Annotated in this window: 17 protein-coding genes; 1 reads left to right on the plus strand and 16 read right to left on the minus strand. The window is 62.2% G+C overall.

Going from position 1 to position 19,169, the window contains the following annotated elements; all coding sequences use genetic code 11:
• Positions 1 to 83: 83 nt before the first annotated feature.
• The 7 genes from NVV77_RS15905 to NVV77_RS15935 all read right to left on the minus strand — a co-directional run bounded on the left by NVV77_RS15905 (position 84) and on the right by NVV77_RS15935 (position 9,569).
• The gene (locus NVV77_RS15905; RefSeq protein WP_295414938.1) at positions 84 to 2,324 is read right to left on the minus strand and encodes a Wzz/FepE/Etk N-terminal domain-containing protein; all 2,241 of its coding nucleotides are present in this window, start codon (positions 2,322 to 2,324) and stop codon (positions 84 to 86) included.
• 23 nt (positions 2,325 to 2,347) lie between these two features.
• Positions 2,348 to 3,238, minus strand: a complete 891-nt coding sequence (locus NVV77_RS15910; RefSeq protein ID WP_295414939.1) for a glycosyltransferase family 2 protein — start codon at positions 3,236 to 3,238, stop codon at positions 2,348 to 2,350.
• Between the two features lie 6 nt (positions 3,239 to 3,244).
• The gene (locus NVV77_RS15915) at positions 3,245 to 4,240 is read right to left on the minus strand and encodes a glycosyltransferase family 2 protein (RefSeq protein ID WP_295414941.1); all 996 of its coding nucleotides are present in this window, start codon (positions 4,238 to 4,240) and stop codon (positions 3,245 to 3,247) included.
• On the minus strand, positions 4,237 to 5,394 hold the full coding sequence (locus NVV77_RS15920) for a glycosyl transferase family 1 (RefSeq protein ID WP_295414943.1): 1,158 nt from the start codon (positions 5,392 to 5,394) through the stop codon (positions 4,237 to 4,239). The genes NVV77_RS15915 and NVV77_RS15920 overlap by 4 nt, the downstream gene beginning before the upstream one ends.
• A gap of 178 nt (positions 5,395 to 5,572) precedes the next feature.
• Positions 5,573 to 7,831, minus strand: a complete 2,259-nt coding sequence (locus NVV77_RS15925; protein WP_295414945.1) for an excinuclease ABC subunit UvrA — start codon at positions 7,829 to 7,831, stop codon at positions 5,573 to 5,575.
• A 9-nt stretch (positions 7,832 to 7,840) separates the two neighbouring features.
• Positions 7,841 to 8,596: an ABC transporter permease gene (locus NVV77_RS15930; RefSeq protein ID WP_295414947.1), complete on the minus strand. Its 756-nt coding sequence runs from the start codon at positions 8,594 to 8,596 to the stop codon at positions 7,841 to 7,843.
• 13 nt (positions 8,597 to 8,609) lie between these two features.
• Positions 8,610 to 9,569 carry an ATP-binding cassette domain-containing protein gene (locus tag NVV77_RS15935; protein WP_295414949.1) on the minus strand — a complete coding sequence of 320 codons (960 nt, stop codon included), beginning with the start codon at positions 9,567 to 9,569 and terminating at the stop codon, positions 8,610 to 8,612.
• Positions 9,570 to 9,735: 166 nt separating this feature from the next.
• Here NVV77_RS15935 and NVV77_RS15940 point away from each other — a divergent pair, with 166 nt between their 5' ends.
• A complete protein-coding gene (locus NVV77_RS15940; RefSeq protein WP_295414951.1) occupies positions 9,736 to 10,521 on the plus strand; it encodes a TetR/AcrR family transcriptional regulator in 786 nt (261 codons plus the stop codon).
• Positions 10,522 to 10,665: 144 nt separating this feature from the next.
• Here the strand turns inward: NVV77_RS15940 and phnE (NVV77_RS15945) are convergent, their stop codons facing one another.
• From phnE (NVV77_RS15945) to NVV77_RS15985, 9 genes are all read right to left on the minus strand, one after another.
• Positions 10,666 to 12,009, minus strand: a complete 1,344-nt coding sequence (gene phnE / locus NVV77_RS15945) for a phosphonate ABC transporter, permease protein PhnE (protein ID WP_295414953.1) — start codon at positions 12,007 to 12,009, stop codon at positions 10,666 to 10,668.
• Position 12,010: 1 nt separating this feature from the next.
• Positions 12,011 to 12,985, minus strand: coding sequence for a phosphonate ABC transporter, permease protein PhnE (gene phnE, locus NVV77_RS15950; protein ID WP_295414955.1), 975 nt, complete (start codon positions 12,983 to 12,985; stop codon positions 12,011 to 12,013).
• A gap of 136 nt (positions 12,986 to 13,121) precedes the next feature.
• Positions 13,122 to 14,030: a phosphonate ABC transporter substrate-binding protein gene (gene phnD / locus NVV77_RS15955; RefSeq protein WP_295414957.1), complete on the minus strand. Its 909-nt coding sequence runs from the start codon at positions 14,028 to 14,030 to the stop codon at positions 13,122 to 13,124.
• A 55-nt stretch (positions 14,031 to 14,085) separates the two neighbouring features.
• Positions 14,086 to 14,913: a phosphonate ABC transporter ATP-binding protein gene (gene phnC, locus NVV77_RS15960; protein ID WP_295414959.1), complete on the minus strand. Its 828-nt coding sequence runs from the start codon at positions 14,911 to 14,913 to the stop codon at positions 14,086 to 14,088.
• Positions 14,914 to 15,120: 207 nt separating this feature from the next.
• The gene (locus tag NVV77_RS15965; RefSeq protein ID WP_295414961.1) at positions 15,121 to 15,732 is read right to left on the minus strand and encodes a DapH/DapD/GlmU-related protein; all 612 of its coding nucleotides are present in this window, start codon (positions 15,730 to 15,732) and stop codon (positions 15,121 to 15,123) included.
• Complete coding sequence (gene phnL, locus NVV77_RS15970; protein ID WP_295414962.1) at positions 15,729 to 16,433, minus strand: phosphonate C-P lyase system protein PhnL; 705 nt, start codon at positions 16,431 to 16,433, stop codon at positions 15,729 to 15,731. Before phnL ends, NVV77_RS15965 begins: the two co-directional genes overlap by 4 nt.
• Positions 16,433 to 17,209 (minus strand): phosphonate C-P lyase system protein PhnK, encoded by a 777-nt coding sequence (gene phnK, locus NVV77_RS15975; RefSeq protein ID WP_295414963.1) that lies wholly within the window; start codon positions 17,207 to 17,209, stop codon positions 16,433 to 16,435. The genes phnL and phnK overlap by 1 nt, the downstream gene beginning before the upstream one ends.
• On the minus strand, positions 17,206 to 18,081 hold the full coding sequence (locus NVV77_RS15980; RefSeq protein ID WP_295414964.1) for an alpha-D-ribose 1-methylphosphonate 5-phosphate C-P-lyase PhnJ: 876 nt from the start codon (positions 18,079 to 18,081) through the stop codon (positions 17,206 to 17,208). Before NVV77_RS15980 ends, phnK begins: the two co-directional genes overlap by 4 nt.
• Positions 18,078 to 19,169 carry a carbon-phosphorus lyase complex subunit PhnI gene (locus NVV77_RS15985; RefSeq protein WP_295414965.1) on the minus strand — a complete coding sequence of 364 codons (1,092 nt, stop codon included), beginning with the start codon at positions 19,167 to 19,169 and terminating at the stop codon, positions 18,078 to 18,080. Before NVV77_RS15985 ends, NVV77_RS15980 begins: the two co-directional genes overlap by 4 nt.

A 19,169-nucleotide genomic window follows, 5' to 3' on the forward strand; every position in this document is an offset into this window, starting at 1 on the left:
AATCAAAGTGCCGATCAACCACCAAATAGAAAGGCTCCCGGATCAGATCCGGAAGCCTTGAAGTAAATTACAGCTGCCGAAGATCAATTCGACGCCGCCTCAGTCTCTTTCGCCGCCCGCACTTCACCGCGATACGCAAACCGCTCCAGCCCGCCAATATCGGTAAACTTCGGCAAGGTCCCAAGATCGACCTTGTTGAGCACCACGCCGACGACATGATCGGCCAATTCCGGCTCGCGCTCGAACACGCCGCGCACCAGGCGCCGCGGGGTCTTGCCCCATTCGGTCACCAGCACACTGGCATCGGTCAGCGGCAGCAATGAGAGCGCATCGATCACCGGCCCCAGCGCCGGCAGGTCGACGATAACATAATCAAACTGCCCGCGCGCCTCGGCCAGCACCTTCTGCATGGCAATGCTTGAGAGATCGCCCCCGCCCGCCTCCGGCGCACTGGCCGAGAGCATGACGAGCCCAGTTTCGAGATCCGTCGTCGCCGCATTGCGCCAATCACCCTGTTGCGAAGGCATGATCCGCGTCGGAATGCCGTTCCGCCCCGCACCAAGATCAGCATCGAGCAGCAGCACCCGCGACCCCATCGCCGTCAGCATTTCCGCAAACGACAAGGCAAAGGTCGATTTCCCCTCATTGGGCAAAACCGACAGCACACCGACCACGGCGGTACCGCGATCGGACACCGGCTGCAACACCAGCCGCGTCGATTTCAGCGCCTCGGCATAAGGCGCACCCCATCGCCGCCCGACCCGCGTGCCCAAGGCTCCACGCACCAGCGCGCGAATGCTCCTCTGCCGCGCCTCTGCGCTATCGCCGCGCCCGATCTGCAGCTTCGGCATATAGCCCAGGAACCGCATCCCAAGCTCGCGACGCACCTGCGCCCCAGTCCGGAATCCACTCTCGCGCAGTTCGTTGAGAACACCCAGCACCGCACCAAAGAAACACCCGGCAATCACCGCCGCTGCCAGAATAACCATGGTCCTCGGGCTCGACGGCTGCTCCGGCAACAGCGCATCAGTCACGATACGCACCGACGGAATAGGGAAACTCTGCCGCTGCACCGCCTCCTCGTAGCGCGCAAGGTAGCTGTTATAGAGCGTGCGCAAAGCATCGGAACGCTGCTGCAACTCATTAAGCCGCACCTGCTCCTGCCCAATCGCACCCGCACTCTGCCCTTCAGCATTGATATCGCCCCGAAGCCCGGCTTCCTGCTCCTGCGCAATGGCCAACTGCGTGCGATATTGCTGATCAAGATTCTGCAGCAGCGCAAAAATCCGGCTATCCAGCGCGCCCTTCTCCGCCTTCAGCACCGCGAGCTGCGGATGGTCGGCGCCATAGCTGGCCTCCACCTCGGCAATCCGGCTCGTCAGCGTCGCCACCTGATTGCGCAGCAGGGAAAGCTCCGCAGGATCGGTCTGGGCGCCACTCAGCAGCGCCACCGCGCTCGAGGCCATCTCCGGCCCTGCCGCCACCACGGCGCCAACCTGTGCCGACAGCGCCCGCAGCCGCGCCGTTTCCGCCTGCGCATCCGCCAACTTGGTAGAAAGGCTTTCAATCCGCTGGGTCGTCAGATCGCGATCCTGCCCCACGGACAGCCCCGTTTCCTGCCGATATTGTTCGATGGCCAGAATAGCCTGCCGCTGGCTCTCGCCAATCTCGGCCAACCGCTGCTGCAGCCAGTCCGCCGCCGCGCCCGTCGCCTCAAGTTCCGCGTTAAGCTGATCCTGCAGCAGCGCCTCGCCATAGGCCCGCGCAATCCTCTGCGCCAGCTCCGGCGTCGCCGCTTCATAACCGACACGAATGAGCGAGCTTCGTCCCATGCGGTCAACGACCACATTGGCGCGCAACATACCCACCACCTCATCAAGGCTCGCCTCCAGCGCCACCGGCTGCGCCCGCGGCCCAAGCCCGATCAGGCTTTTAACCCGCTGGCTGAACGATGGCGGCGGATTGAGAAATTCCTGATCCGTCATCAGGTTTTCCGCCTCGGCCACCGCCTTGGCCACACGGCTCGAGCGCAAAACCTCGATCTGATTGAGCACCTGCGCCTCAAGATCGGTTGCGCTGGTAGACACTGCCTCCCCGCTGGTCACCTGCTCAAGCTTCTTGTCGATCAGGATTTGTCCGGCCGACAGATAGCTCCTTGGCGCCATGGCCAAATAAAACCCGGCCAGCAGCACCATCATTGCCACGCAAAGCCCAAGCACCAGCGCCTGCCGCCTGATCAGCGAAAAGATTCGATCGAGATCGATGGTCTTCAGGTCCGATGGCTGGGGCGCCACCGCTTCGGGATACATGTTCTTTTCAAGCATATCGTGTCCTTGGCTGTTTCAGCTCAGGAAGCGGCCGGCTGGCCGTAATGTTCAGCTTGCGCGAGGCCGAGAATGCCCCCCGCCACGCCCATGTGGAGCACCGCGCGCAGCCAGTTGCGGCGCCGCGATACCGGCGAAAACACCGTCAGTCCGGCCATCACACAGCAAAAGGAAATCTTGGCCATCACCACCGGCAGGCTCTTGAGCCGCGCACCGCCCAGCAGCATGCCATGCGTCTGCCCAAACCGCAGACGGCGCTTGGTCAGCCAATCCATGCTCGCCCGCGCCGCCGGCACCGGCTCCTCGACCACGGCCTCCGGCGCATAGTCAATCTTCCCGCCCAGCCCCGTCAGCCGATAGAAAAAGTCCGTATCTTCCCCGCCCGACCGGCCCAGCGCCACATTGAAGCGCAGCGCCCGGAACGGCGCCACCCAGCGGATCAGCACATTGCAGGTATAGCCCGTGCGAATTTCCCCGCCGACAAACACCGGCAGCGTCGAGTGGAAATCCCCCTCGACCATCCATTCCGGTGCATCCGGCTCATAGATCGCCCGCACCGGCCCAAGCACCGCCGCCGCGCCACTCGCTTGCGCCTTTTCGAGCAAAGCCTTCAGCCAGCCCTGGCTCACCACCTCGTCGTCATCGACAAAGGCAACGAAATCGCCATCCGCCGCTTCAAGACAGGCATTGCGCGCGACGCAAATATTGGCCGCCGGCGCATGCACGTAGGTGACCGGCATGCCCATTTTCTTCCGCAGCGCCTCGACCCGTTCCAGCGCCGAGGGCACCTCGTCATTGTCAGCCACGATCACGCGCAGCTCATGCACGCCGCGATCAAGCCGCGCCACCGAGCGCAGCGTTTCGACCAGAAACGGCCGCCTGAAAGTGCAGATGCAGATATCGATCCGTGCCATTCGGCCTCACACGGTTTCGCGCCGGAACGGGCGCTGAACGAGATGCAGCCAAAACCCCGACGACCAGGCGAAATGCATGATCATCGCGGCCCAGCCAACGAGCGGAGACAACACCATCGGCGTGCCATATTCGGGATAGTGTTTGCGAGCCGCAGCCATGCCGAGCGCAATGCACCCGACGCCCCACAGCGCCAGCGGAATGATAAAGGCCCAGTGCCAGATCGACAGCACCGCCAGGAGCACCACCGGCAAGATCGCCAGCGGCGCCATCTGCCGCAAGCGCGGTCGCATCCGGTGCTTCAGGATATTAGCTGCCCTGCCCCCGCCATAGCCGAAATACTGTCGGAACAGCCCCGCCATGGTCGAACGCGGATAGTAGATCATGCCGGTTCGGTCAGTGAGCCAGATCGTGTGCCCCACCGCCCGCAGCCGGACATCAAGCTCCGCGTCCTCATTGGCGCGGAACGTCTCGTCATAGCCACCGACCTGCCGAAACGCATCGACCCGCATCAGCGCATGATGCCCATGGTCAACCGGCCCGCTACCGAGCCCCATGCGATGCGCCGAACCACCGGTACCGATCGGCGAATTCTGCGCCGTCGCCACCGCCTGCTGAAAGGCCGCATGGCCCTTGGTCGTCATCGGCACGACAACACTGGCCACGCCGCGCTCCTCCGCCTCAGCGACCAGCGTGCGGCAGAAATCGTCGGGATAGGTCCCATGCGCATCGATGCGGATGAGATAGTCCATCCAATCGCCAAACTGCGCCACAGCCAGATTGATCGCCGCCGACTGTATCCGCCGCGGATTGTGCATCAGCGTGACGCGCGGCGCCTCGACCGCCCGTGCCAGCACGATATCCCGCGTCCCGTCGGTACTGCCGCCATCGGCCACGACCACACGCGCATCCAGTGCCTCCGCTTCGGCCAGCAACAGATCGAGCAGCGGCCCGATATGCCGGCTCTCGTTTAGCGTCGGCACGATGATGAGAACGCCACTCATGCCGCCAACTCCGTCTCTCGTTTGATCCCGGCGACACCCGCCAGCCGCGACACCAGCGCCACGCATTCCTCCGCCTCGCAGCGAAACGCTCGCTTTCCAACGGCAGCAACAGCTCCCGCCAGCTCCCGCAGCCGCTCCGGCGTCATCCCGCCAAAAAACTCGACCAGCGTCTGTTGCTCGATATCGGGAATGACGACACCAATCCCATGCCGCTCGACAAAAGCCGCCGTCTCGGTGCCGGCCAGTGCGATCGGGATCGCCCCATTGAGGCACCCCTCATAAATCCGGTTGGGCAGCAGCCAGGCCGAGTTCTGCCCCTCCTCGAAGAAGTCGATGGCCCAGACCAGATGCACACCCGAATAGATCGCGGCGAGGTCATCGGGGTACCGATACGCTCCGCCAAACGCGACATGTGGCGCGGCCTCGACAATCCCATGAAAATCCTCGAACTCCGTCAGCGCCGGGCGCCCGCGCAGGGTCACCTCCAGCTTGCCGCCCAGCGCCCGCGAAACGCCATCCAGCGCCGCCAACGACTTTTTGCACCGCAGCGCCCCAAACCAGCCGAGCTGCACCGGGCCCTCGACGCCATCCAGCGCCGAATTGCGCCCGACGGCATCATGCCCAGGCGCAAAAACCTTGTTCTCGATCAGCACCGCCGGCGGCGCCCCCTGCTCGTCAAAATAGCGTTCGAGAAATGCCGGCGAACTCGTAATCAGCAGGTTGGCCCGCCGCATCAGCCGCTGCTCCACGGCCCGCATGCCGCGCCCCAGCCTGTCCTGCCGCAGCATCAGCCGATGGATATCGAGGCATTCATAGACCAGCGCCGGCGGCTCATCCCAAAGCGACAGCAGCCCCTCGGCCACCGCCAGCATTTCAAGATTGCGCGCAATGATCACATCCGGCCGCACCAGCGCCTTGGCCCAGCGCTTGGCGCCATAGCGCGCCTTCAGCGTCGCCAGCAGCCGCTGCAGCATGCGCGCGTCATGGGTAATATCGAGTTCGACCACAGTTTTGGCCGGCAGATCCGCCACTGGCGCATCGGCGCGGCGAAACCCGGCTATCTCCACCTCGGCTCCGCCGAGGCGCAGCATGGCCAACCGCCGCGCTACCGCGGGGTCGGAGAGGTTGTGGACCAGGTAGAGAATTCTCGGCAAGAACGCATCTCCCATCCAAAGCTAAGAGCCTAAATGGACGAGGAGAAAGCCATGCGGTCAACGCGACCCAGAGGGACGAAGCGCTGCACCCAGCGCATGCCCCAAAGCCGCCACAATTGAAACGCGGCAAGGCGGGGCTTTGCGCAACGCCGCCCCGCCTATGCCACAAGTCGAATCCCTAGCGCGCTGCCAGATGCTGCCCGGTCAAGGAGTGTTTTGCCTTGGCAAGATCAGCCGGAACGCCCTCAAACTGCACATTCCCGCCTTCATTCCCCGCCCCCGGCCCCAGGTCGATCACCCAGTCGGCGCGCGAAATCACATCGAGATTGTGCTCGATGACGATCACCGAAGACCCCGCTTCCACCAGCCGGTCAAACAGCCCGATCAGCGTATCGACGTCGTTCATGTGCAGGCCCGTCGTCGGCTCGTCGAGCACATAGATATTGCCCTTCTTGCCCAGCTCCGCGGCGAGCTTCAGCCGCTGCCGTTCCCCACCCGACAGTGTCGAAAGCGGCTGCCCCAGCGTCAGATAGCCGAGCCCCACATCCACCAGCCCCTGCAGGATTTTCGCCACCGCCGGCTCGGTGAAAAACTTCGCTGCGTCCTCGATGCTCATCTCATAGACATCGGCAATCGACTTGCCGCGCAGCTCATGCGCCAGCACTTCGGGAAGGAACCGCTTCCCCTCGCAGGTCTCGCAAGTCGTCACCATCGGATCCAAATGCGCGAGATCGGTATAGATCACCCCGAGCCCATTGCAGTCCGGACATGCCCCCTTGGAATTGGCGGAAAACAGCGACGCCTCAACCCCATTGGCCTTCGCAAACGCCTTCCGCACATTGTCCAGAATACCCGTATAGGTCGCCGTATTGCTCCGGCGCGACCCGCGCGCCAGGTTCTGGTCGATGATGATCGTGTCTGGATAAGCCGTGGGCAGACACCCCTGGATCAGGCTCGATTTCCCCGACCCGGCCACACCCGTCACCGCGGTAAGAACCCCGCGCGGAATAGCGACCGACACATCCTTGAGATTATTGATCCCCGCCTTCTCGATCTTCAGCGCCTCACCCTTGGCCGCCCGCACCTTGTCCTTGATCGGCTGATGCTTCTTCATGTGATTGCCGGTCAGCGTCCCCGAACCCAGCAAGCCATCGAAGTCGCCCTGATAGACCACCTCACCGCCCTTCGATCCGGCGAACGGCCCCATGTCGACCACATGGTCAGCAATGGCGATCATGTCCGGCTTGTGCTCGACAATGAGCACCGTATTGCCCTTGTCCCGGAGCTGCGTCATCAGCCCCGCCAGCCGTCCCACATCATGCGGATGCAGCCCCACCGAAGGCTCGTCGAACACATAGGTGATATCGGTCAGCGACGACCCCAGGTGCCGCACCATCTTCACCCGCTGGCTCTCCCCGCCCGACAGCGTCGAACTCTCGCGGTCAAGGCTGAGATAACCCAGCCCAATCGTGACCAGGTTCTCGAGCCGCAACGCCAGCGCCTCCAGCATCGGCCCCACCTGCGGCGCCTTGATGGACCGAATGAACGGCGCCAGATCGCTCACCTGCATGCCGGAGAGATCGGCAATCGACTTGCCCTTGATCGTGGACGTCAGCGCCGCCTGATTGAGCCGCGTCCCGTGACAAGCCGGACAGACGGCGCGGGTAAAAATCTTCTCATATTCGCGCAGCACGTGCGGCTGCAGGCTTTCCGGGTCCTTCGATCCGAGCCCGGTCTTGAGCCGCGAGACCACACCCTCATAGGTCAGCCCGATCTTGCCCACTTTGATCTTGCGGCCATCATTGAGGTGGAAGAGATTGAAGCGTTCTTCCTCGGAATAGTCCTTGATCGGCTTGTCCATGTCGAACAGGCCCGAATTGGCGAAGATTTCCCACCACCAGCTGTCGACCGAAAAGTCCTTGGGCAGCAGCGCACCTTCCTTGAGCGATTTGCTCTCGTCCACCACCGCCGACATATCCATAGCGGCCACCTGCCCGATCCCTTCGCAATCGGGGCACATGCCGCGCGGATCGTTGTAAGAGTAGAGCGAAGGCGCCCCCAGCTTCGGCTCTGCCAGTCGCGAAAACAGCACCCGCAACATCTGCGCCGCATCGGTCACCGTCGCCACCGTCGAGCGCGAATTGCCGCCCAACCGCTGCTGGTCGACAATGATCGCCGCCGAAATGTTTTCCAGCTGATCGGCGTCCGGCTGCCCATAGCGCGGCATGAATTGCTGCACGAAAGCGGGATAAGTCTCGTTGATCAGCCGCTGGCTCTCGGCCGCAATGGTCCCGAACACCAGCGACGATTTTCCCGACCCCGAAACCCCGGTAAAAACCGTGATCTTGCGCTTCGGAATATCGAGCGACACATCCCTGAGATTGTTCTCCCTTGCCCCGCGAATGATGATCGAGCCGTAAGGCGTAGTGTCGGACATTGTTGCTCCCTAAAGCGAGGCTTTGCGAATTTGACTGACGCCGACGGCCAGGCCGACGGCGGCGACGATGACGGCAACCAACGCGCCGTACAAGACTGAGAGATCGGCGAAATTGCCGGCAAACAGCGCCCGTTCCGCCTCGACAAGATAGGTCAGCGGATTGAACCGGCTCAACGTATAGAGCCAGCCCGGCGCATTGGTCATGGGCAGCAACACCCCGCCCAGCAGCATCAGCGGCAGAGAGACGGAGTGGCTGACGAGATAGAACAGCGAACCATCATGCTTGGAGGCAATGGCCAGTGCATAGGAAAGCGAGGCCACCCCCACGCCAAAGAGCATCAGCAGCCCCAGGCCCAACAGCATCTGCAACGGATGCAAAGCCAAGCCGAACGGCACCGCCACCACGATCAGGATCAGCGCCTGCACCAGCAGCGGCATCAGTTCCTTAAGCGCACGCCCCACCATAATGGCCGGTCGGCTCATTGGCGTCGCCAGAAAACGCTCAAAACTGCCGCTCATCAGCTCTTCGGTCAGCGCCCAGCCGCAGGAAACGGTGGTGAACAGCACCAGCATGACCACCATGCCCGGCACGAACCATTGCAACGGGCTCGCCCCATCCGGCCCGGGAACACTGCCCAGCAGCGGCACGAACAGCGCCAGATAGAGCAGCGGCTGCACGAGCCCGAAGACGATGTAGTACCAGCTCCGCAGCGTCGGGCCGATTTCGCGCCGGAAGGAAATAGTCGTGTCCGAAAGAAAAGCCATTTTCTGATCCTCCTCAGACCGGCGCGCTTTCGCGCAGCGAACGGCCCGTCAGCCCCAAAAACACATCATCCAGCGTCGGCCGCTCCACCCGGGCGCTGATCGCTTCAATGCCTTCCTGGTGCAGTCGCCGAATGAATTCGGGCAGTAACGCCTCCCCATCCGGCAGCGCCACGATCAGGTTGCGCCCCTCCACCTTGGCGTCACGCGCCCCTGGCAAGTTCCGGGCAATCCCACCCGCCAGTGCCGCCTGATCCTCGCAGAGCACGCTGACATAAATGGCGTCCCCCGCCAGGTCCGCCTTGAGCCGCGCCGGCGTGTCGTCGGCAATGAGCACGCCATTGTCCATCACCATCACCCGCTCAGCCATGGTGTCGGCCTCGTCGAGATAATGCGTGGTCAGAAAAATCGTCATGCCCGATTGCTGGCGGAGCTTGAGGATATGATCCCAGAGATTGGCCCGGCTATGCGGATCGAGCCCTGTCGAGGGTTCATCGAGAAAGAGGATAGGCGGGGTATGCATCAACCCCAGCGCCACATCGAGCCGCCGCTTCTGCCCGCCCGAGAGCGAAGCACAATCCCGATCCGCCAGGCCATCAAGCTCCAGCATGCCCAGCAATTCATCCGCGCGCTTCTTCGCCGCCGCTGTCCCCAGCCGCTGCGCCTTGCCCTGTGTCACCAGCTCGTCGCGCACCCGGTGATAGGGCCCCGAGCCCGTGCCCTGCCCCACATAGCCAATGCGCCGCCGCACCTCGGCCGGCTCGCTCACCACATCGAATCCGCCGACATTGGCGCTGCCCGATGTCGGCGGCAGCAGCGTGGTCAGCATGCGCACCGATGTCGATTTGCCCGCCCCATTGGGCCCGAGAAAAGCCACCAGCTCTCCCTCGGCCACATCGAGGTTGAGCCCGCGCACCGCTTCCACCGGCCCGGCTTTGCTCTTGAAAGTCCGGACGAGGTCCCTTGCATGGATCATTTTTCCCTCCGCTTGAACACACTGCTCCGGCCTCGCTGACATGACGTGTCAGCAAGCTCCATTTCGACAGTGTTCTCGACATTTCCGCACGAAGGCCTATAACTTCGTACGTCGCACAGGGTTTAATCAAAACGCCGTACGGTGTAAATAGTTATTTGAGGATTAGATGGCCGACGACATTGCCGGGCGCGGAGACCCCCTGAAAACCCTGCATCTCATGTGGGGCCGCACCGAACCGCCGCGCCGTGGCCCAAAATCCCGCGTGGACCTGCGCGACCTCGTCAATGCCGCCATAGCCATCGCCGATGCCGAGGGAATCGAGGCTGTCTCGACGCGCCGCGTCGCCGAAGCCGTGGGCATCTCGCCCATGAGTTTTTACACCCACATCCCCGACAAGGCCGTGCTGCTCGACCTCATGCTCGACGCCGTCTCGGGACCCGCCGAGGGCGAAAGCCCCGCCTCGATGAATTTCGACCCGACCCGGTGGCGTGACAATGTCGCCCTCGTGGCCCGCGAATACCGCGCCTTCTTCCTGCGCCATCCGTGGACTTTGCAGTTGAGCAGCCACAGGCCCGTCCTAGGCCCCAACACGATCAAGGCCTACGAACATTTCCTCAGCACCTTTGACGGGCTGGGGCTGAGCGAAGTCGAAATGGACCTCTCGGTCTCGATGGTCGCCAACTATGTCCACGGCGCCGTGCGCGACGTCCTGCGCGCCAGCCAGGTCAAGGCCCTGACAGGCCTCAGCGACGATGAGTGGTGGTACACCATCGCCCCATTCCTCGAGACGATCGACTTCTCGCCCTACCCGGTCTCAAGCCGCGTCGGCCCGGTCGTCGGCGAACTCTATGGCCTCGGCAATCCCGACATGGCCTTCGATTTCGGCCTGGAACGCATGCTCGACGGACTGGGCGTGCTGATTGCCAGCAAGAACGAGCAGTCTTCCCCGTAGACCTCATCCTGAGGTGCGTAGCGAAGCGGAGCCTCGAAGGACGAGGGCGTGGCACCAGGCCTCAGCGTACCCGACCTCGTGGTTTGAGGCCCTCGGGTCAGGCCCGAGGGCACCTCACCATAAGGTCTCCCAGGGCCCGAGTTTCTAGTGCCCCGTTCCGCCGATCAGCCTCTGGCGGATCGCGGTACTCATATTGTCGAACAGGAACACCACGAACAGGATCAGCAGCACCATATAGGCCACCTTGTCCCAGTCCGAATTGGTACCCATGGATTCGAGCAGCTTCAAACCAATACCACCCGCGCCCACGGCACCGATCACCGTCGCCGAGCGCGTATTGCTCTCCCAAAAGTAGAGCGACTGCGACACGAACACCGGCAGCACCTGCGGCACCACGCCATAGCGGTTGACCGAGGCCGGGCTCGCGCCCACCGACTTCATACCCTCGCGCTGCTTGTCGTCCACATTCTCCAGCGCCTCGGCATAGACCTTCCCGAGCGCACCCGTATCGGTGAAGAAGATCGCCGCAATGCCGGGGATCGGGCCGGGGCCAAAGCCACGGGTAAAGAACAGCGCCCAGATCAGCATGTCGACCGAGCGGATGAAGTCGAAGAAGCGCTTCATCAGCCAGTTTGTCGTCCGGTTCGGCGTAATCGTCCGGGCGGCAAGGAAGGCCAGCGGGAAGGCCAGCAGCGTTGCCAGCAGCGTACCGACAAAAGCCATCACCAGTGTCTGGAACAGCTTTACGAGAATGTCCGCATGCTGCCAGGCCTGGTTGTTGAGCCACTGGTTGACGACGAACTGCGCATTCGACATCTCGGGATTAACCCGGTCGCCCGAGAACATCAGGCCGATCGAAGAGAAGAAATCGTGCCCCCAGAGCGGCGACTTGGGATCATAGAGGAAGTTCGCCCAGCCAAAGAACCGGCGCTGCACATAGACCTGATTGTCGCGGATCTCAGCCTGTCCGGCGAAGCCGAAATCGACGATCACCTTCTGGCCGTCCTGCTGGATCGCAGCCGGCACACCTTCCGGCGCAATCGCCGCATCCTCGGTAATGGCAACCGGCCAGGCTTCGCCACCGACAAAGACATTGACCTCGGTGGTCGTGATATCGAGCCGATCCGCGTCGCTACCAAAAGTGACGGTCATGCTGCCATCTTCATGCGGCGTCAGCCAGTCAATCGTGGCACCCACCGGATACTGCCCGCGGCTCGACCATTGCGGCGTGATCGTCCCATCCTCGCCAAAGCGCAGGCGCGGCTGGGCGCGCCAGCTATACCAGTCCTGCACATAGATCGAGGTGCGATCCCATTTGCCGTTCTGCAATGCCGGCCCGACATTGAAGAAGAACCAGCAGAAAACGAGGTAGAGCACCGTCACGCCAAGCCCGACGATCAGGCCGTGGCGCTTCAGGAACGAGGTCTTGAACACCTCGGGAAACTTCTGTTCGAGCCGAGCGCGCTCGGCAGCACTGATCGCTGACATATTACACGCTCGCCTTTCCGAAATTGAAGCTTGCATCGCCCACCAGGCGCCGGCGCAGCCAGCCCGAAAGCTGGTCGATGGCAATGATGGTCACGAGCAGGAGAATGATGATCGCATAGGTCTGGGCCGCATAATCGCGCCCGATCGAGAGACGGAACACCTCGCCGATACCGCCGCCGCCCACCGCACCGATAATGGTCGAGGCGCGCACATTGATCTCCATGCGCAGCAGCCCATAGGACACGAAATTCGGCATCACCTGCGGCACGATGGCGAAGCGCACGCGCTCCAGCCAGCTCGCGCCCACCGACTTCAGCCCCTCATCGGGCTTCATGTCGGCATTTTCGACAACCTCGAAGAACAGCTTCCCCAGCGCACCCACCGTATGCAGCGACACCGCCGCGATAGCCGCAATCGGCCCGATGGAGAGCACGGCCGTCAGCAGGCCCGCGATAACGATTTCCGGGAAAGCACGCATCACTTCCATGATGCGACGAACGACCCAACGCACCGGCCCCGCGCCAACGAGGTTCGTGGCTGCGAAAAAGCACAGGCAGAAGGCAAAGGCGCCACCAATGATGGTCGAGACAATGGCGATATTCACCGTCACGATCAGCTGGTAGATGAAATTCGGAATGTAGATCGTGTCCGTCAGCCAGATATTGCTCGACGTATAGTCATACTTCGCCGAGCCATCGAAATAGGGCGACTCGATCCCGAACATCGCGCGGAAGATCTCAAAGGGATCGCGCGGCATAAAATTCTTGATGAAGTCGAACATATAGGGGAGGCGTTCGAAGAACTTCCCCGAATTGGCCGAATTGGCATAGGACATCGCCGCAAACAGCGCGACCAAAACGCCCACGACGACGAGGATCGTATAGATCCGCCGCGTCATCACCTGGCTGCGATAATGCTCCAGCAGCGTCGCGCCCGCCGGCGAAAGTCCAGTCGAACTGTGGGTGGTATCGGCCATGGGCAGTCATCCATTCCACCGCGTCATTCCCGCGAAAGCGGGAATCTCTCTTGCAGAGACCCCCGCTTTCGCGGGGGTGACGTCGTGCCAAAAACAGGAAGAGAGGCAGGACTGGCCTGCCTCTCCCAGTAAGAAGTTAACCGCCGATCACCGACTTACGAGCGTCGATGATGGTCTGGTAGAGCGGCTGGCCGGCGTCGACGAAGTTGGTGTAGCCACCAGCGGTGAACGCGTCGAAGCATTCGAAGTCGGTTTCCGGCAGGGCCTTGAAGAAGGCGGTAACCTGAGCCTTCGTTTCAGCCGGGAGCTTGTTGGAAACCATCAGCGGGCCGTTCGGGATGATCGGGGACTGCCAGACTTCGACCAGGTCGTCCATGTCGAGCAGACCCTTGTCGACCATGATGCGCAGGTTGCCGGAGGTGTAGCCTTCCGAGAATTCGCCCTGGCCCGAACCGAAGGTGGTGCCGACATCCCAGGTGCCATCGAGAACGCCGAGCACGAGGTTTTCATGGCCGCCGCCAAAGCCGGTTTCGCCATAGAATTCAGCGATCGGCGCGCCGATATCGGTCGGCAGCGAAACGTTCGGGATCAGGTAACCAGAGGTCGAATCCGGGTCAGCAAAGCCGAGCTTCTTGCCCTTGGTCGAAGCCAGATCGGTGATGCCCGAGTCAGCGCGAGCAACCATGATCGTGTGGTAGCCAGTCGAACCGTCAGCCTGCTGGGTTGTAAGCACCGGGTCAACGGCTTCCGGATCCTGCAGGTAGATGGCGGCATAGGACGAAGCGCCCATGATGGCGATGTCGATGGTGCCACCGAGCAGGCCCTGGATGATGCCGTTATAGTCGGGCGACGGGAAGAACTGGACTTCCGAAACGCCGGTCGCAGCCTTCAGCGGCTCGGCGACGCATTCCGAACGACGCAGCTGGTCGGCTTCGTTTTCGCCGCCATCGAGGCCGATACGGAGGACGGTGACATCCTGGGCGAAAGCAGCTGAAGACATCGAGAGGGCCACGGAGGCCAGGAGCAGTTTACGGATCGCGGACACGGGAAGTCTCCTTTGGTGACGCGGGATAGGTCTTCAGCCTCCAAGGGCCGATGACTTAGGGAGCCTGCTGCGCGTTGGTCGGCGTACGCGGCAGGAATTGGACGGGCGCGATCGAGGTCGAGGTCATGGCTTCCGAGAAAGCCTCCTTCAAACCATCGGCGCCGTAGATGGTGCGAGCGACGTCCGTAGTCAGCTCGTCGGGCGTACCGTCAAAAACCACCTGCCCCTGCGCCATGCCGACAATGCGCTCGCAGTAAGCGCGCGCCGTATCGAGCGTGTGGAGATTGGTGATGACGGTGATGCCTTCGGCATTGATGTCACGGAGGCTGTCCATGACGATCTGCGCATTGCGCGGATCAAGGCTGGCGATCGGTTCGTCCGCCAGGATCATCTTTGGATTTTGCATCAGGGCGCGGGCAATCGCCACGCGCTGCTGCTGGCCACCCGAAAGCGTCTGGGCCCACTGCGTCGCGGTCTGCGCAATATCAAGCCGCTCCAGCGCCTTAAGCGCCTCGAATTGCTCTTCAGGTGTGAACACCTGAAGCAAATTAAGAACAGGATTGCGGCCATTGAGCCGGCCGAGCATCACATTGGTGATCACATCGAGGCGCGGCACGAGGTTGAACTGCTGGAAGATCATGGCGCAATCGCGCTGCCAGGCACGCAGCGCCTTGCCGCGCAGCTCCGACGTCTTCACGCCGTCATATTCGATATAGCCAGAAGACACGTCATTAAGACGGTTGATCATGCGCAGCAGCGTCGACTTGCCGGCGCCGGAGCGGCCGATAATGCCGACCATCTGGCCCTGCGGAATTTCGAGCGTCACATCATTGACGGCGACCTTGTCACCGAAGCGTCGTGTAACGTGCGAAATCTTGAGCATGCTTGGCGCCCCGCCTTTGAGATGGGCGACACCTAAGGGTCATGCATAACGTCAGCATAACGGTTGGATGACGGTTCCATGACCATCCACCGGGGCTGTCACAGGCCGGCGTCAGCAAATCCGGCCCTGACGCGCCTTCGGCAATCTCCTAACGAAGCGTCACAAACGAAAATCCCCGCTTACGCGGGGATCGTGTCGTGACAACGTTCACTCGTATTTCTCGAGGAAAGCCTCGATGCCAAGCGTCCGGAAATCCGGCAGCGCCACATGCAACTGCTCGTGGCTCCAGCCCCACCACTTCAACGCATCGAGCCGGCTGGCAATCGGATCGGAAAACCGCTGCCTGATCGTCTTGGCCGGCACGCCCACGGCAATGGCAAAATCCGCCACATCCTTGGTCACCACCGCATTGGACCCGATGATCGCCCCATTGCCGATCTTCACGCCCGGCATGATCACCGCACCATGCCCGATCCAGGTGTCGTGCCCGATGCTGATCGGCGAACTCTCGCGCCATTCAAAGAACGAGGCATCATCCTCCTCGCCCTCAAAATACTGCGCCGAGCGATAGGTGAAGTGATGGAGCGAAGCGCGCTCCATCGGATGCATGCTGGCATAAATGCGCACATTGGCGGCGATATTGGAAAACTTCCCAATCGTCGAATAAGCGATCTGCGTACCACTGACACAGTAGGAATAGTCGCCCATGGTCGAATAGGCGACATGGCAGAACGCCCCGACCTCGGTGTATTTCCCCAACGTCGACTGGTTCACCTTCGCCGTCTCATGCACCGACGGCGTTTCACTCAACTTCTTCATGCTGCCACCTTCGGCGCAAAGCCTGTCACATCGACGATCCGGTCGGCCACTTCCGCCCGCACGTCTTCGTCATGGAAAATCCCGAGCATGGCGACACCCTCGCGCTTCTTCTGCGCGATCATGCCCACCACCACCGCCCTATTGGCCGCGTCGAGCGACGCCGTCGGTTCATCGAGCAGCAACACCGGATGATGCGTGATGAAACCACGCGCAATATTCACGCGCTGCTGCTCGCCACCCGAAAACGTCGCCGGTGGCAGGCTCCACAGCCTTTCGGGCAGATTAAGCCGGCTCAACATTTCGCCAGCGCGCCTCTGGGCTTCTTCCTTGTCTGTGCCACGCACCACCAGCGGCTCAGCCACCACGTCCAGCGCCGACACACGCGGCACCGTGCGCAAAAACTGGCTGACATAACCAATGGCATCGCGACGCAGCGTCAGCACCGTCCGCGGATCGGCACTCGCGAGATCAACTTGTCGCCCATCATGAGCAATGAGAACTTCGCCGCCATCGACGCCATAGTTCCCATAGACCATTTTCAGAATGGACGACTTGCCGGCGCCCGAAGGCCCGCCCAGCACGACGCATTCGCCGGCATTGATGTCGAACGTGACATTCTCCACCACCGGCAGGCTGATCCCGCCACGCAGGTGCATGGTAAAGGTCTTGGCGAGATTTCTTACGGATAGAGCGGTCATCATCACACCTGCAGGATCGAGCTGACGAGAAGCTGCGTATAGGGCTCGCGCGGATCATCGAGCACCCGGTCGGTCAGCCCCGCCTCGATCACATGGCCACCCTTCATCACCATCATCCGGTGCGACAGCAGCCGTGCGACAGCTAGGTCATGGGTCACCACAATGGCCGAAAGCCCCAGTTCCCCCACCAACTGCCGCAACAGATCGAGCAACCTCGCCTGCACCGACACATCGAGCCCGCCAGTCGGCTCATCCATGAACACCAGCCGCGGCCCCGTCACGAGATTGCGGGCAATCTGCAAGCGCTGCCGCATACCGCCCGAAAAGCTGCGCGGTTGATCATCGATACGATCCGCCGCAACTTCCACACGGCCGAGCCAATCGAGCGCCGTATCGCGGATTTTGCCATAGTGCCGATCGCCCACGGCCATCAGCCGCTCGCCGACATTGGCACCCGCCGAAACCGTCATGCGCAGCCCATCGGCGGGGTTCTGGTGCACAAAACCCCAGTCCGTCCGCGTCAGAAAGCGCCTCTCGGCCTCGCTCAGCTCATAGATATTGCGCCAGCTCTCATCCCGCATCCGATAGAGCGCCTCGCCAGACGTCGGTTCGAGATTGGCCGAAAGCGTATTGAGCAGCGTCGTCTTCCCCGAGCCGCTTTCGCCGACAATCGCCAGCACTTCGCCCGGATAAAGCTCGAAATTGACATCGGCACAGCCAAGCCGCGAGCCGTAATACTTGGTCAGGTTGCTTACACGCAGCAGCGGTTCGTCGCTCATTCCGCAGCCTCCTTCATGCCCAGAACCCCGACATGCCCCGCCTCCCGCCGCTCTTCGCAGTGGTCGGTGTCCGAGCACACATACATATGGCCGCCCCGGTCATCCAAAATGACCTCATCGAGATAGACCTGCTCAGCACCGCACAGCGCACACGGCTGTTCAAAGTGCTGGATGGTGAAGGGGTGATCTTCAAAGTCGAGGCTCACCACGTCGGTATGCGGCGGCACCGCATAAATCCGGTGTTCGCGCCCTGCCCCGAACAGTTGCAACGCTTCCGAACGATGCATCTTGGGATTGTCGAACTTTGGCGTTGGGCTCGGGTCCATCACATAGCGACCCTCGACCTTCACCGGATAGGCATAGGTCGTGGCAATGCGACCATGCCGCGCAATGTCCTCATAGAGCTTCACATGCATCAGCCCGTATTCTTCGAGCGCATGCATTTTCCGCGTTTCGGTCTCGCGCGGCTCGAGGAAGCGCAGCGGCTCCGGAATCGGCACCTGATAGACAAGGATCTGCCCCGCCTCAAGCTTGCGCTCGGGAATACGGTGCCGCGTCTGGATGATGCTCGCCTCGGCCGTATGCGTCGTGGTTTGCACCTGCGCCACCTTGGCAAAGAAGGCCCGGATCGACACGGCGTTGGTCGTATCATCCGCCCCCTGGTCGATGACCTTCAGCACATCGTCCGGCCCGATAATCGACGCCGTCACCTGTACGCCGCCCGTACCCCAACCATAGGGCATCGGCATTTCGCGCGACGAGAACGGCACCTGATAGCCGGGGATCGCCACAGCCTTCAGAATGGCCCGACGGATCATCCGCTTGGTCTGCTCATCGAGATAGGCAAAGTTGTAATTCGCGACGGCGTTCATTCCGCAGCCTCCTGCTGTTCAGCGCTCACCTCGTGTTCGGCCCGCATGCGCCGGATCAGGTCCAGCTCCGCCTGGAAATCGACGTAGTGGGGCAGCTTCAGATGCTCGACGAAGCCGGTCGCCTGCACATTGTCCGAGTGGGAAATGACGAATTCCTCGTCCTGCGCCGGCGCGGTGACATCCTCGCCGAATTCCTTGGCCCGCAGCGCCCGGTCCACCAGCGACATGGCCATGGCCTTGCGCTCCGCCTGCCCGAAAACCAGCCCATAGCCCCGCGTAAACTGCGGCGGGATCCTTGCCGAACCCTTGAACTGGTTGACCATCTGGCATTCGGTCACCCGAACGCGCCCCAGGCTCACCGCAAAGCCAAGCTCGGGAATGTCAAACTCGACCTCGACCTCGCCAATGCGGATTTCACCCACAAACGGATGCGTCCGCCCATAACCACGTTGCGTCGAATAGCCGAGCGCCAGCAAAAAGCCCTCATCGCCCCGCGCCAGTGCCTGCAGCCGCAGATCACGATCGAGCGGAAAATCCAACGGCTCGCGTGTGAGGTCGCCGACCTCTTGACCCTCAGCCAATTCGCCATCCGGCTCGATCAGCCCCTGACGCCCGAGCAGGTCTGTCACCCGCGGCGCCAACTCATCTTCGGCCTCACGAACCGCCGGCACTTCGGCATCTTCGCCGACAATGCTCGGGTCCAGCAGACGATGCGTATAGTCGAAGGTCGGCCCGAGCATCTGCCCACCCGGCAGGTCCTTGAACGTCGCCGAAATACGCCGCTCTATCTTCATCGCCCCGGTATCGATCGGCTCCGAATAGCCAAACCGCGGCAACGTCGTGCGATAGGCACGCACGAGGAAAATCGCCTCGATCAGATCGCCGCGTGCCTGCAAGATCGCCAGCGCCGCCAGCTCCCGGTCATAAAGCGAACCCTCGCCCATGGCGCGGTCCACCGCGAGACCCAACTGCTCAACGATCTGGTCCAACCGCAGCGCCGGCACCGACCGGTCACCCCGGCGACGATCCGCCAGCAAGCGATGCGCATTGGCAATGGCGGCCTCGCCGCCCTTTACAGCTACGTACAT

The sequence above is a fragment of the Devosia sp. genome (genome assembly GCF_024707125.1).
GTDB lineage: Bacteria > Pseudomonadota > Alphaproteobacteria > Rhizobiales > Devosiaceae > Devosia.